The 13,331-nt window shown below is 27.6% G+C and carries 19 protein-coding genes; 1 reads left to right on the top strand and 18 read right to left on the bottom strand.

The window, feature by feature from the left end; genetic code table 11:
• Nucleotides 1-2: 2 nt before the first annotated feature.
• From ACX0KU_RS11925 to ACX0KU_RS11840, 18 genes are all read right to left on the bottom strand, one after another.
• The gene (locus tag ACX0KU_RS11925; RefSeq protein WP_472990152.1) at nucleotides 3-1,682 is read right to left on the bottom strand and encodes a terminase large subunit; all 1,680 of its coding nucleotides are present in this window, start codon (nucleotides 1,680-1,682) and stop codon (nucleotides 3-5) included.
• Complete coding sequence (locus tag ACX0KU_RS11920; protein WP_472990151.1) at nucleotides 1,679-2,104, bottom strand: phage terminase small subunit P27 family; 426 nt, start codon at nucleotides 2,102-2,104, stop codon at nucleotides 1,679-1,681. The genes ACX0KU_RS11925 and ACX0KU_RS11920 overlap by 4 nt, the downstream gene beginning before the upstream one ends.
• Nucleotides 2,105-2,277: 173 nt before the next feature.
• Nucleotides 2,278-2,820, bottom strand: coding sequence for an NUMOD4 domain-containing protein (locus tag ACX0KU_RS11915; RefSeq protein ID WP_472990150.1), 543 nt, complete (start codon nucleotides 2,818-2,820; stop codon nucleotides 2,278-2,280).
• A gap of 73 nt (nucleotides 2,821-2,893) precedes the next feature.
• Nucleotides 2,894-3,337: an HNH endonuclease gene (locus ACX0KU_RS11910; protein ID WP_472990149.1), complete on the bottom strand. Its 444-nt coding sequence runs from the start codon at nucleotides 3,335-3,337 to the stop codon at nucleotides 2,894-2,896.
• An 82-nt stretch (nucleotides 3,338-3,419) separates the two neighbouring features.
• On the bottom strand, nucleotides 3,420-3,992 hold the full coding sequence (locus ACX0KU_RS11905) for a hypothetical protein (RefSeq protein WP_472990148.1): 573 nt from the start codon (nucleotides 3,990-3,992) through the stop codon (nucleotides 3,420-3,422).
• Between the two features lie 79 nt (nucleotides 3,993-4,071).
• Nucleotides 4,072-4,422 carry a hypothetical protein gene (locus ACX0KU_RS11900; RefSeq protein ID WP_472990147.1) on the bottom strand — a complete coding sequence of 117 codons (351 nt, stop codon included), beginning with the start codon at nucleotides 4,420-4,422 and terminating at the stop codon, nucleotides 4,072-4,074.
• Nucleotides 4,423-4,515: 93 nt separating this feature from the next.
• Entirely contained in the window at nucleotides 4,516-4,716 is a 201-nt protein-coding gene (locus tag ACX0KU_RS11895; protein ID WP_472990146.1) for a hypothetical protein, read from the bottom strand.
• A gap of 190 nt (nucleotides 4,717-4,906) precedes the next feature.
• On the bottom strand, nucleotides 4,907-5,170 hold the full coding sequence (locus ACX0KU_RS11890) for a hypothetical protein (protein WP_472990145.1): 264 nt from the start codon (nucleotides 5,168-5,170) through the stop codon (nucleotides 4,907-4,909).
• Nucleotides 5,136-5,294: a hypothetical protein gene (locus tag ACX0KU_RS11885; RefSeq protein WP_472990144.1), complete on the bottom strand. Its 159-nt coding sequence runs from the start codon at nucleotides 5,292-5,294 to the stop codon at nucleotides 5,136-5,138. Before ACX0KU_RS11885 ends, ACX0KU_RS11890 begins: the two co-directional genes overlap by 35 nt.
• Before the next feature lie 124 nt (nucleotides 5,295-5,418).
• Nucleotides 5,419-5,949, bottom strand: coding sequence for a GIY-YIG nuclease family protein (locus ACX0KU_RS11880; protein ID WP_472990143.1), 531 nt, complete (start codon nucleotides 5,947-5,949; stop codon nucleotides 5,419-5,421).
• Between the two features lie 66 nt (nucleotides 5,950-6,015).
• Entirely contained in the window at nucleotides 6,016-6,147 is a 132-nt protein-coding gene (locus ACX0KU_RS11875) for a hypothetical protein (protein WP_472990142.1), read from the bottom strand.
• Between the two features lie 278 nt (nucleotides 6,148-6,425).
• Nucleotides 6,426-6,557: a hypothetical protein gene (locus tag ACX0KU_RS11870; RefSeq protein WP_472990141.1), complete on the bottom strand. Its 132-nt coding sequence runs from the start codon at nucleotides 6,555-6,557 to the stop codon at nucleotides 6,426-6,428.
• A gap of 312 nt (nucleotides 6,558-6,869) precedes the next feature.
• Complete coding sequence (locus ACX0KU_RS11865) at nucleotides 6,870-9,743, bottom strand: hypothetical protein (protein WP_472990139.1); 2,874 nt, start codon at nucleotides 9,741-9,743, stop codon at nucleotides 6,870-6,872.
• Between the two features lie 356 nt (nucleotides 9,744-10,099).
• Complete coding sequence (locus tag ACX0KU_RS11860; protein ID WP_472990137.1) at nucleotides 10,100-11,269, bottom strand: hypothetical protein; 1,170 nt, start codon at nucleotides 11,267-11,269, stop codon at nucleotides 10,100-10,102.
• Nucleotides 11,270-11,287: 18 nt separating this feature from the next.
• Entirely contained in the window at nucleotides 11,288-11,473 is a 186-nt protein-coding gene (locus tag ACX0KU_RS11855; RefSeq protein ID WP_472990136.1) for a hypothetical protein, read from the bottom strand.
• A 157-nt stretch (nucleotides 11,474-11,630) separates the two neighbouring features.
• Complete coding sequence (locus tag ACX0KU_RS11850; RefSeq protein WP_472990135.1) at nucleotides 11,631-12,143, bottom strand: hypothetical protein; 513 nt, start codon at nucleotides 12,141-12,143, stop codon at nucleotides 11,631-11,633.
• 314 nt (nucleotides 12,144-12,457) lie between these two features.
• Nucleotides 12,458-12,694, bottom strand: a complete 237-nt coding sequence (locus tag ACX0KU_RS11845; RefSeq protein ID WP_472990134.1) for a hypothetical protein — start codon at nucleotides 12,692-12,694, stop codon at nucleotides 12,458-12,460.
• Nucleotides 12,642-12,770 carry a hypothetical protein gene (locus ACX0KU_RS11840; protein ID WP_472990133.1) on the bottom strand — a complete coding sequence of 43 codons (129 nt, stop codon included), beginning with the start codon at nucleotides 12,768-12,770 and terminating at the stop codon, nucleotides 12,642-12,644. Before ACX0KU_RS11840 ends, ACX0KU_RS11845 begins: the two co-directional genes overlap by 53 nt.
• Before the next feature lie 329 nt (nucleotides 12,771-13,099).
• Here ACX0KU_RS11840 and ACX0KU_RS11835 point away from each other — a divergent pair, with 329 nt between their 5' ends.
• Entirely contained in the window at nucleotides 13,100-13,330 is a 231-nt protein-coding gene (locus tag ACX0KU_RS11835; RefSeq protein WP_472990132.1) for a helix-turn-helix domain-containing protein, read from the top strand.
• Nucleotide 13,331: the final 1 nt, after the last annotated feature.

Below are 13,331 nucleotides of genomic sequence, written 5' to 3'. Positions count from 1 at the left end.
ACCTACCAATCCATATTATCGAGTATATCTAAAGCATTATATGTATAATCTTCACCTATCAATTCTGTATAGGCAAATACTAAAACTGCAACCATGTCTATTCTTTGCTTGTTTTTATCCTCTTTAGCTAACATTTCATCATCAGACTTACCTTTATTTGTAATAGCATTACTCATGTTCCAGTCCAATAATTCATTTTTTAAATACTTAACTTCACCATCATAAACTTTTTTTCTAAATTCCTTTGTACTTGGAGATAAATTAGTATATGTTTGTTTTAATTTCACTACATCATAATCTTTTTCAAGCCTATCAATCATCTCTTTTGCGTTCATAGGATCAGTTACTATTGTTTGTATGGTACACTTGTACTTACTTTCAATATTTCTTATATACTCTTCTACAAGTGTATAATTTACTGTCATTCCTTTATGTATATCACAGTATCCCAACTTAGCATATTTTCTATAATCTATGTTTTCTCTTCTTTTCCCTAAAGAATCAGCAGGTAAAAATCCATGACTCATACAATAAATTATGTTATTCTCTTTGTACATTATAGAAACTGCTGTTAAATCTGTAGTAACAGAGAGGTCTATTCCTACAATTACATTTTTACCTTCAAAATCTACTTTATCTACTCCACATTTTTTCCAATAATCAATATTTATGTATTTATTTAATTCATTTTCAGCAACAAATACATTGCAAGTTTTAGTAATAAATTCTTCCTGTAAATTTGTTTGTATCTTAGCTTTTTTCCTGTCCTCTCGCATTGTGTTATAATTGTCTTCTAGTCTTAATGGATTGGCCTGATATAAACCTATATCATCCCAAATATGTTCCTTTTCTGCATAATAAACTAATGCAAACATTCTTTCATCTTCAACTGTACCCTCTAATACTTTTCTAATATAGTCTAAATCACTTTCCATAATAGAATTATCTATAGCATAAGCTGTCGTAGTTCTAAAGGTTAAAGGGTTAATAACATTCTTTTGTCCAGATTTCATTGCTGTAAAGTTACTGTTTTCTGTAAAATTAGCATGTTCATCACTTACAAAAGCACTTGGTCTTATAGAGTTATTCTTACCCGCTTCTGCAACACGAGGTTCAAAGTAGCTATGTGTTATATTACACTTTATTTGTCCAGTCTTAGGTGTAGAGATCGTAAAATACTTCTTTATCAACGAACTAGCATTTATAATTTGAGTCATTATCTTTTTAATCTCTGATGCTAATTCTTTAGTTAAACAGATACTATAAAACTCACTATACTCTTGTTCTGTTAATAAAAGTAAGATAAATACTAAACCTATTGTAGCTGTCTTACTATTTTTTCTAGCAATAAAAAGTGTGTTATCATTGTATCGAAATTTATTTTTATTGTTTTTAAATCTCCATCCAAAAATATTTGCAATAAAAAAAGCCTGAAATGGTGCTAACCATTCCAAGACTTGTTTACCTGCTACAAATCCAGTAGCAAAATTCATTAATTTTAATAAGTTATTTACTATTTTTGATTTCTCTTCATCAAAATAAAATTTAAAATTATCTTCATGCTGACTATTATTATAATCTTTTAAAAATATCTCACATTGCTTTCTTACTTCCCATGTGGTAACCTCTTTTCCATCTACAACATCCTCTGCATATTGTATTGCACGTTCTAATAACATCATGAAATATCATCACCTTTTAGTGCTTTTAAAAGCGGGTCTTCTTTTTCTGTTTGTGCATTTACATTTATATTTGCTAATTTTGCACGAGATTGAGGAGATAAACTTAGTTCATTACAACAACGGAAAAACTCTTTCATATAACTTTCTTTTATTCTTAAAGCATCTTTATTGAGCAAGTCATTGTTTAGTATCTTTTCTGATTCTTGTATTCTATCTATTGCAACAGAACAACTTGCTAATACATATATATCTAAGTTTGTAAGTATTCCACTACTTTTAAGTTCATCAACTATGTACTTAAATATTTTTCTTGCGTTTTTATTTAAATATGTAGGTGGTTTAATATTATCATTACCACCCTTTAGCTTCTCTTCGGCTCGTTTTCTAGCTTCATATTCTTCTTTAGTTAAATTTTTACTCATTGTATCAACACTCTTGGCTGGTCTTGACAATTTTTATCACCTACTTTCATAATTAATAATTGTTATTATTTACTTCAAAGTCTTATTTAGGGAATTTCATAAAACTGTGAGGGCAGCAGGGACTTTCCAACTCTTCTTAAATAGTTTCATACCCTCCCCCACTTAGTAATATTTTATGCATATTGCCATCTAAATCCACCTGAACTCTTACTTAAACCTATTAAGTTATTTCTTATTGCACTTGGATTTAATCCATACTCTTTAGCTACTTCTGAATGAGATAACTCTAACTGACTTCCATCTTTTAAATTAACACCTATTATCTTTTTACGTGTTTTTTCAGCAACTCTTACATTTCTAGTTCCATAATTAGCATTATATTTACTTGTACACCATTCAAGATTATCAACTTTATTATTTATTTTATCTTCATCTTTATGATTAACTTCTGGTAAATTATTAGGGTTAGGTATAAATGTTTCTGCAACTAACCTATTAATTCTAAATTGTTTGTATTCACCATTTTTATATAAATGTATACAATCATATCCTTTACAATAAGCATTGGATTTGATTTTTTCTTCTATATTTTTCAGATATTTTCCTGTCCAAACTTTTCTACTTAAGCTCTTAATTCTACCTAAGTTGCTTACTTGATAAAATCCTTCGTAACCGTTTATATCTTTCCATACTTCATTTCTTAAATTACTTACCATATTTAAACCTCTCTTTCTATTATTTCTACATAATAAAAAGAATAGGTCTTATTACTGTCATCACGACATGAACCTACTCATAATATTCTTCATTAAATTTTTTAATCAATTCTTTTAAAGCCTTCTGCATTATCTTTTTATTTTTATCGGATTTATCATACTCAGTATGTGTAATAGTATGATGGTGAGAACATAATGCTATCAGGTTGTCTTCATTTAATCTCATATCAAATCTATCCTTCATTGTTTCGATATGATGTGTATATTCACTCTCTTGTATCAATCCCTTAAACCAACACATAATACATAAACCAAAGTAATGCTTCTTAACATTCTCACTCAACCTTAGCCAACTACTGCTACTATAAAACTTCTGTCTTTCACTCTCTTCTTTATCTTGTAATCTTCTACGCTTATAATCTTTATAACTTTCTTTTCTCTTTTCTATTTCACATTTACACAATGTAAACTCTAGTACTTTCTTACCACATTCCGTACATTTTCTATAAACAGGCAATCATAATCACCACACTTCAGACTTTGACTTTCTTTGACTTTTGCAAAAAATAAAAACACCTAAAATAATAGGCGTAATATATTTACTTTAATAGTTTATTTAAAACATCATAAGTATTGATTACTTTATCAATTGAATTAAAAATATTAACTTCTATTCCTCCAAACATTTCAGACATATTATCTATAAATTTTTGAGAATCCTCATTAAATAAATCAACTATTTGAGATTTACTATGGATCATATTATTTCTAATACTTATAAGTGTACTAAACAATTCATATTCTTCTTTATAATCTTCAAATTTTTTACCAGTGATTTTATTGACTATAATCTTATATTTAACCCAAATACTTTTTTCTTTATATTCTTTAATAAATACATCATTATTATATGTTTTTACAATGTAATAATTGATAAATGATTCTACAGCCATAGCTTCAAACACTATTGCGATAATAGCATTTTTCTGTTTTTGTCTCCAACTCATGAAATACATATTGTTTTCATCTTCACTATGGCTTAATATATCAAAAGGTTTATTATTATCACTTATTTTATTATACTCATCATTAGCTATACAATATTTCTGATAATATTCTCGTGCCAATGAATGATAATAGAAATCTAGACTAGTAATTATTTGTTCTCTCATTCTTACTCACCTCAACATATCCATATTCGTTATATTAAGGTAAAATCCTGCAAACAAAAGAGTACCTTTTTCGGATACTCTAGTGTATATCTTCTTTTATATGTTTATATATTGATTTCCCTATCGTAACTAATCCAAAATAATTTTTATCTACTACACTTTGAGCATAAATATAGCACCCATCTGAAAAATCAATTTGCCTTACAACTTCTCTCCAATAATAACCATTGAAGTTATTTACTATATTTCCATTGTTATCAGCCATTATATACTCAAATATATAATATTCTTTATCATCTTCTGCCTTATAGTATTTTACTACATGTGTACTTTCAGTATTATCTCTTCCAAAAGGATTAATTCTAATAATCTTAGTCCATATTAATTCATCTTTATCAGTATCAAATTTTTCTTCGCTATCAATTACCATATCATCACCTCAATATAACAATACTCATTATATAAGAGATTTATTACATCAATTAAAAAAGCACCCAAATCGGATGCCTTAGTTTAATATTAACTAAAGAATAATTTCTACAGAATATAAATCTTCATATTTTCTTTCTCCACCATTAAATTTTATCGTTGAATTATTTTTCTTACCTTTAACTAATAAACTTAAAAAGTCAACTCCTGATCCATCTACTTCCATATCCATAGTATTACCAAGGCCATTATTCTCAACAACCATTCCATCTTTAAACTTAAATAGTATATCCATCCTTACACTCTCCCATCAATAATATTTTGTAATACATTCCCTCATAATCAAACATATTACATATATTACATTCTATAAAAGAGTGCTAAATCCTTCTAATTCTACTTTGATTTCCTCAAAATTCTACCCCAACAATTATAAGTCTTGTACCCTAATATTCCAACTCCAACTATTACCCCAATATAATATACTAAATACATTTCAATCCCTCCAGTTTATAACGATACATCTCGTAACTTATCTCTTTAAAACTTCGAATAAAACTCTGTAAATCATAGTTGTACTTATACTCCATCAACAAATCTTCTACTTCTTCACTTGCTGGATATACATAAGCTACAAATAATCTACCATCTTTTTCTACTAACTTCTTATCTGCTTCTTTTATTTTATTACTTCTCAACCAAGCTATTTTATTCCTAGATAATATCTCTATTGTTTCTAACTTCTCCATCCTCATTCCCACCTTTTTCTAATTCTTCTATTCTATCCATTAACTTATTTTGCACTCTAGCACTAACAACAATAACAATAATATTAATAATTGCTAATGTAAAAATAACTTTATTTAAATCCATTCTAATTACCTCCATTAATAATAGGGCATCCTAAATAGGACACCCTCTGATATAATTGGGTTGCCACAACTTTTGTGTCACATCAGGACACTATGTATAATTATCTTTAAATAATATGTATATGTTATATCTCTACACTACCCCATCTATTACCTAACTTAATGTTATATATAAGAGTTCCACTTACACCATATTCTTCTGCTATCTTAGATTGCTTAACTCCATCTACTAGCATCCTTTTAATTTCCTTAACGTCTTCTACCTTTAATTTTGTACAGTTACCATTATTTTCACCACTTGTAATTTTAGATCTCTTCTCTTTATAGTTCTTAGCTTCTTTACCAGTTCTAATTTTTTTAGTGGTATTCTTAACTTTATTTACATTATAATTAGCACAGTCTTCATACTCTTTTAACCAATATTTTTCTCTCTTAAATAAATCCTTAACAGCACATTCTTCTAAAATTATAAATTCAAAACTTTGTTCTCCATACTCATTGTAATCCTGTTGCATTAGTTTATTTCCATTACCATTTCTAAGTCTAGATTTATAGTTGCTAAATCTTTTAGGAATATCCTTAGCACTTCCCACTCTAACTCTTAAAGTTATATTATTTTTAATTAAATAAACCCCATCAATTCTTTTCTTTGCCATATTCCCATTACCCCCGTTTAATTTTTATTTTATTTTTTATGACCTCGCATTTTACGAGTACACAAATTATACTAATCTAATTCTCTTACTTAACATCAATACTCCATTTTCTAAGTCCTCAACTCTGTACATCTTATACTCTTTTATCAACTTCAACTTTTCCTTAAAATCCTTATACCTAATTACTTGAATTTCCATACTCAATCATCCCATCTTCAATAAGATAAATTATTTTTAAATTTTCTATTGCTATTGTTTTTGTAATATGTTATAGTATAATTGTAATATTATAATCATATGCAATTAAAAATAAAAAGAGGGCATACCTGCGAACCCCTAACTTCTATATCCTTATCTACATATAGACAACTTACATATAGAGATACAAAAGGCTTAACGTTGTCTTGAACAGGTTTTATATGTATAATATTTCCTTAAATAGCTTTTCTGCGTATTATATAATTTTTCCATAATCATTATATTTCACCTCTAACTTCAAGAGTTTTAACTACCGTTGGAACTGTAGGTCTAGCAACTACACCTCTGTCCTCTTCCAATAATTCCCTTATCTCTCTTAGTAATTTAATAATTTCATCTTCTTTTCTCAATTTTTATACCTCCTGTTTTATTTTTAAATTTGTTGTTGACAATTTATATATTTATATGTTATATTTTAAGGTTAATATTAAATAACAACAAAAAAAATATATAAATAAAAAGGATAGAAATTAATCTACCCTTCCTCAAGCTTGTTGCTTATTTGTTTATCGCATTGCAATTATAGCGACCTGACCTACTTAATTTCGCATCATGTTTAGTATATTGTATACTATATACCATATATCCCATTATGGTGATATGCATAAAACCATTAATTTATAAGGGTTTTATGCATATTTTACACACTAATAGTTTTACCATTATTTCCAAAAATTTTCTACTTTATCTGACTCTTTTTTCTTTTCTATAAAGCATTTAACAAAATCTTCTGTATAAGCATTATGTAGTAGTGTAAGAGTTAGTAATGTCATATCATTTAACTCTCTACACATCAAAACCTTCTTATTGCCTTCTTTATCTGTATAATCAATTTTATTACCTTCTTTATCAAGTTTCAATATCTCTTGTCCTTTGTAATTATTATCTAAACCGAAAGCTCTAAGTATAATTCTATGTACCGTTTTACTATTTAACTCTAATTCCTTAAGTGCTTTTATAGCTTCTTTTTTAGACCACTTTCTAAGATTATCTTTTTCTTTACTCTCTTCTTCATTGTCTAATTTATTGTAATAATTTTTATCCAAAGTGGTTTGACATTTATCTATAATCATTCTAGCATTATCAATTTTTTCTCTATTAAAAGCTTTTCCCTCAAGTTCTTTTTGTAAAATTATTAAATCCTTTATTTCTATCATATCTGTTTGCATTGCTTTAGTATCTAATTTATCCAATATCTGTTCCAAATAATCCATTGCACAATCCATAGGTCTTAATATTCTATAATCATTATTTTTCGCAATATATTTAAAGAAATAAGGTACTATCATATGTTTCTCTGTTTCATCTTCTCCTGTTTCCTTATTTATTACTTTAACTTCTTCAAACTCTAATATTTTAATATCTTTGCCCTCAGCATTTTTAAAAGAAGTATGGTTAAGGTTATTCATTTCTTTAGTTAAACTCAATCCTTGGAATGTTTTTTTTGCCATATCAATTGCGATTTGAGAAAAACTACTGAGGGTACTGGAAGCACCATAACAAGCTTGTATATATTCTTTGCTATAATCATTATTAACAGCATGATACATGTATGCGTTAAATATAGCACTTTTATTAACTATTTTGCCTATTATAGCTGTACTACCTCCAAGATATGCATCCAGTTCAGCTAAAGATTTATTATTATATTTTTTCAATTCTTTACTGCCTTCTATACCATTTACAGGAGTTGCCCAGTCTTGACTTTGTAGTGCTTTTTCCCTTAAAAGTGGATGATTACACAAGTAAATTGCATCTATGTCGAAGTCACACCCCTGAGCACGATTCATCAGATCACAATTGAAGGTGTTAACAAACACAACAAAATCATGTCTAGGCTTATTGTTAACATAATATCCAAACCACTTATATTCATCATGATGTCTATTTGTAAACCTAACTATATTTCCTGCATTTATTTGTGGATTTCTTATACCCAATAAAAACTCACCATCACCGTATGTCGGAAATACTGGAGAGTAACATTCATACTCATTCATTATACATTTATCAATTTTATTCTTCTCCTTGTGGGTGGCTTGCAACATTTCCCAAGGGCAACTAACCATTATTGCATAAATTGAATTCTTAATTCTAATCTTACCAAGTCTTAAATTAGATATGTAATCTTGCAGTTGTTCATTTTTCCAATCTTTAAATTTCTTAGTAAATCTAAAATCAATATTTCTATTTAATAAATCAGCAATCATATCTCCACTACTTAATTCTTCTTCTTTTTTATCTTTAACCAAATCTAAGAAATAAGTCATTTCATTTCTCTTACTTCTTTGTTCTTCTTTAGCTTTCTTACTTAATTTTCTAAGTTCTTTACTATTTACAAGTGTGTTATCTTTAAGTAATTTATAATACTCTAATTCGTCCTTCATTAATTTCTCAACTTCATTTTTAGTAAGATTCATGCTATTTAGCATCTGGTAGCTTAATCTGTTTGAATATCCATAATTCCCAACATGATCAGTTTTTACTAGTCCAAACTCTGTAGGAATATTCTCTAACCAATTATTAAAACAAGCTTTTTCATCTGTAAACTGGTCGCTAAATTTTAAATACTTACAAGCACTTGGAGTAATTACAAGCTTTATTTTACTAGCATCCATCCAACCTCTATACATATCATATACCTCATCAATACCTTCAGCGGTATAATACTCTTGTATACGAGTTCTTACAGCATTTCCTTTAAAGAAATCGTTTCTTAGTAATGCACAAGTAGCCTTATTTAACAATTCGTTTTCTAAATATATTGATTCATCCATTAAAACTTGCCCATCAGTCATATTATTTTCTACGTTATATTCACCTTCAAATTGTTCTATATCACCGTTATTATCACGCTTAGTAAGAGATTGTATAGCAGAAAAGTTTGGACTCATAATATCATCTATAATAAGTATTTCTTCTGGTTTTATATTAATTATCGCTATAATTCCCGACATAATAAGGCTCGTATATGCCTGCATAGATGTAATATCATACTCTTCTCCTTGTGTAAAATTAAGACCTAAAAGACAAGGATTATATAAAGTTTCATAATATTCTTTTTTGCAGAATATAACATTTGCAGTCCTTGCTTTAGACGCTCCACGTTTAAAGAAGCAATAGTCTACATTATCTATCTTAACTGTAGAAGTATATATTAATCTTCTAAGTTTTTTCTTATTAATTCTAGTTGTTTTATCTTCAGCAGCATTGTCTTCAAATAAATCCTTACTGAATTTAAAATTAACGAATAACTTAGTAAATAAATCTTTATCTTCTAATTTAACTTCATTTGGCAATTCATTAAATGCTCTATAAGTTTCTAAACTATAAGGCACTGTTGCTGAAAATAATTTATTTTTATTTGGTTTAATGGTTACCTTTGTGCCATCTTTTCTTGTAAAAGTCTTTTCTTCTGTAGTAGAAAAATTAAATTCAATATTTTGTACCTTTTTACCGTCAACTTCTGTTTTTATTTTATTTAACCCTAACCATGCACCCTCTAAATTTAATATTCTATAGTTTTTATTCATCATAATACCGTCCCCCTGTTATTTATTTTTTTGTGTAGGTTGTATCTTACAACTTACTATATGTTAATTAAAAAAATTAAAAAATTAAATTACAATGGGGTTGGGTGTGGGAGGGGAAATGTTAAGGAATGTTTTAGGAACTAAAACATGACTTTCCCCTATCCCACTATTATTACTACTATTACCTTCCCCCTTTGGTAATGGCTAAAGCCAACGCCCCTCAGGGGCTTTACCATGCATAAAATTCTTACGAATTTTCCGCAAATATCAATTTTATTTTTTGTCACTTTTCAGATTACCTAATATAATAAGTTAATAATTAAATATATATATTAGTGATTTCTGAAAGGTGACAAAATTTAATAAGGTAGTTCTTCTGTATTCATTCTATCTATTAATTGGATAATTATTTTATCTTTTTGCTCTTCTTTTTGTTTATGTGTTAATCCATCTGGTACTTTTTTATCTCTACAATTTTTAATTTTCATAGTTATATTTTCTGCTTCAATATCAACTAAAATATGTATAAAATCAAAACAATGCTCTATGTATTTTTTACTTAATCTATCAAAAACCCATCTACTCCAAAATGGACTTCTAGCTCCAAACCATAATTCTAATTTCTCATCTTTTATAGTTTTTTCTTGAATTTTTGGAGGTTTTTCTTTTAATGACTTAATTACTAAAGCATTAAGTTTTACTTTTAATTCTTTAATTTCTTCATCATTCTTTAATTCAAAATCATCCCATAAACTTATGGTATAACCTTTATATATACCATCTATGTAATCAAATCCCTCTTGAACTTTTTCTAATACTTTTCTATTAAATTCTTTAGATAATTTATAATTATTATCTATTTCTTTTTTAGTTGTAACACTCATCTCCTCCATTACCATTTCTTCTGCAAGACTTATTGCTTCCATTTCTTCTACGTTTGGTACTTTAGATGTATGTGCTATATAAATAAAATAACAAGTTTCATATTCTAACTTTTCTGCCTTTTGCAATCTCTCTAAAGATGCTTTAACTATTTCTCTAATTTTTGTTTTTGTCATGTCAAATACATCTTTCATGCAATATGTGTTGGATTTTATATTAAAATCTTTCTTAACTGTATTGTAAAATTTTTCTCTATTACTGAAAGCAACTCTATAATTATGATTAACAATACCTGTATTTTCTGCTATTTTATTATTAGTTGTATATATTTTACAAGTATCTTTTAATTTATTTTCCTCTTCTTGTAAGTATTGTAGAAGTAACCTATCTATGTACTCTGCATATATGCCCTTATAATTATTCCTACTTCCTTTGGATTTACCTCTTCCATCTACTTTAGTCTTTGGCATATTATAAATTTCTAATATTATAAACGTAGCCTTTTGACCTATAGTTATATCATAAAATCTTTTCCAGTTAGCAATTTGTAGTTGTTTCGCCTTTCCTGTCTTCTTTGGTTCTCCAAATATTTTGCATAACATCGGATATTTATATTCTTTGTTTAATTCTAAATTGATAACTTCCATAAAAATTGATACCTACCTTTATATTTTTATTGTTCTTCTTAGATCAAATAGCCCATTCATCATTTTTCTAAATTCCTCTGTATCCACAAATCCATATACATCTATACCTTTATCTCCCTTAAATTTATAGTATCTAAAACCCAAAAAGTTTAATGCTTTTGCTAATGTTTCTTTTTCAATTATGTAATACTTGTTATACTCCATGTACTCACCCCCTTTACGGTAATTCTAGTTACTCTCCTTTACGAAGTGTAAAAGGTACTAGGGACAATTTCATGTCCCTAGTTGTCTCTAGTTATTATTGTAGTGGCAAACTTGTTGCACCATCATGGTACTCACCTTATTTCTAAGGTAAGTACCATTAAGCAGCCGTTTCTATTAATTCCTTCTTAGCATGGTAAAGACTCCTAACAAATCTCTTGTAAAACTCTACCTGATTCTTATATTTTTCTGTTAACTGTAATCTTTCTATTAATTCATTTTGAATACTAGCAACCTTCTCTGTATTACCTTTTTCTAACCATATGCCTAAAGATTTAACTTTCCTTGCAGAGAACGACTTCCAGTTTCTTACTAAACTATTTCTGTAATTAATCTCTTCTGCATAAACACTACCTATAAGCTGATTTATTATTTCCTCTAAGTTTAAATTATTGGCTTGAGTTCTATAGAAATATGTAGAGTTGTCTTCGGTGTCTGTGAATGTTAGTCCCAAACAATCAATAATGCTTTCTTCCTCATTTTCTGTATCGAAATTTTTAAGTTCCTTAATTTTAACCTCAAATTCCTTAATCTCTTCCTCATCCCAATAGGTAAAGTATTGCTCTACTAATCCTTCTACTTGTTTTAGTTGTTCTTTTAATTGTTTTTTCATGTTCATTCCTCCTAAATTTTTATTTTTATATTTATTTTAACTTTTAATTAAAAAAAGTTATTGACGTAAAGTGTTGATTTTGCTATACTTACATTAAGTTGGGTTACATAACGTATAATTATTTCTACCCAAACAATTGTTCGGTAAATTAAATTAAGAATTAAATACAATAAACTAAGTAGGCATAGTTCCAGCTATACCCACTTAATATAATTCTCGAGAACTGTATTGTTAAAATAGAGTTCCATTTGTGCGTTTTGTTATCGTAATTATATGCTAACATAGTTTTTCCAATTCGTCCACTAAAAACCACCCTATTTATATATCAACTCTCTTTTGCAACTTACGAGTGCAAATAAATTTGTGTATAGTTCTTGTTTATGCACTTCCAATAAGCTATGTATATCCCAATTATTGCGGTTCATGCATCTTTGTATCATTTCAAACTCTTCTCTTGAAATAGCATGGACAAAGATTTTTTGAAGTAATTCTCTTAGCTCATCTCCTGCAACATTTAAGTTTAATCCAGTTAAATCTTGTTCCTTTATCATTTTCTCCCTTAATTCCACTTTCCCCCCAAAAATCTAAACCCTTAACTTCTTCTGTTTCTAAATTTCTAATAATCATTTTAATTTTCCTCCCTTTTGATTGTTTATTAGTTTCTATACTTTTTGTAATAAATGTTACTTTAAACCATATTATAGCATATTATACTTTAAATTTCTAAATTTTACAAGATTATTTGTTGTTGGCTCTATTCCAAATTCTTTAGCAAATCTTATAAATTCACTTAAAATTTTTATGCTCATTTCCATTACCTCCTGTTGTTTATTTACCTTATATTTATATAATACTACTCTTGTAGTAGTATGTCAACTACTAAAGTAATATTTTTATATATTTAATTGAAAATATAACTATGATACTTTATAATATAACTATAGGAGGTGATAAAATTGCATTTAAAAATTAAAGTTTCTGATTTATTGGGAAAATATAAAAAGAGCCAAAAATGGCTTTGTGATATAACTGGAATAAGACCTGCTACAATACAGAACTACTATTACGAAGAAATTAAAAGAATTAATGTAGATGATTTAGAAAATATATTTAAAGCTTTCCATGATTTAGATAATAATTTAGATATAAGTGATTTACTAGATATTATAATTAAAAACGAGGAATAAG

The organism is Clostridium sp. X (assembly GCF_055755365.1).
The sequence above is the reverse complement of the archived record's forward strand: the minus strand, read 5'-3'. Positions and strand labels throughout refer to the sequence as shown.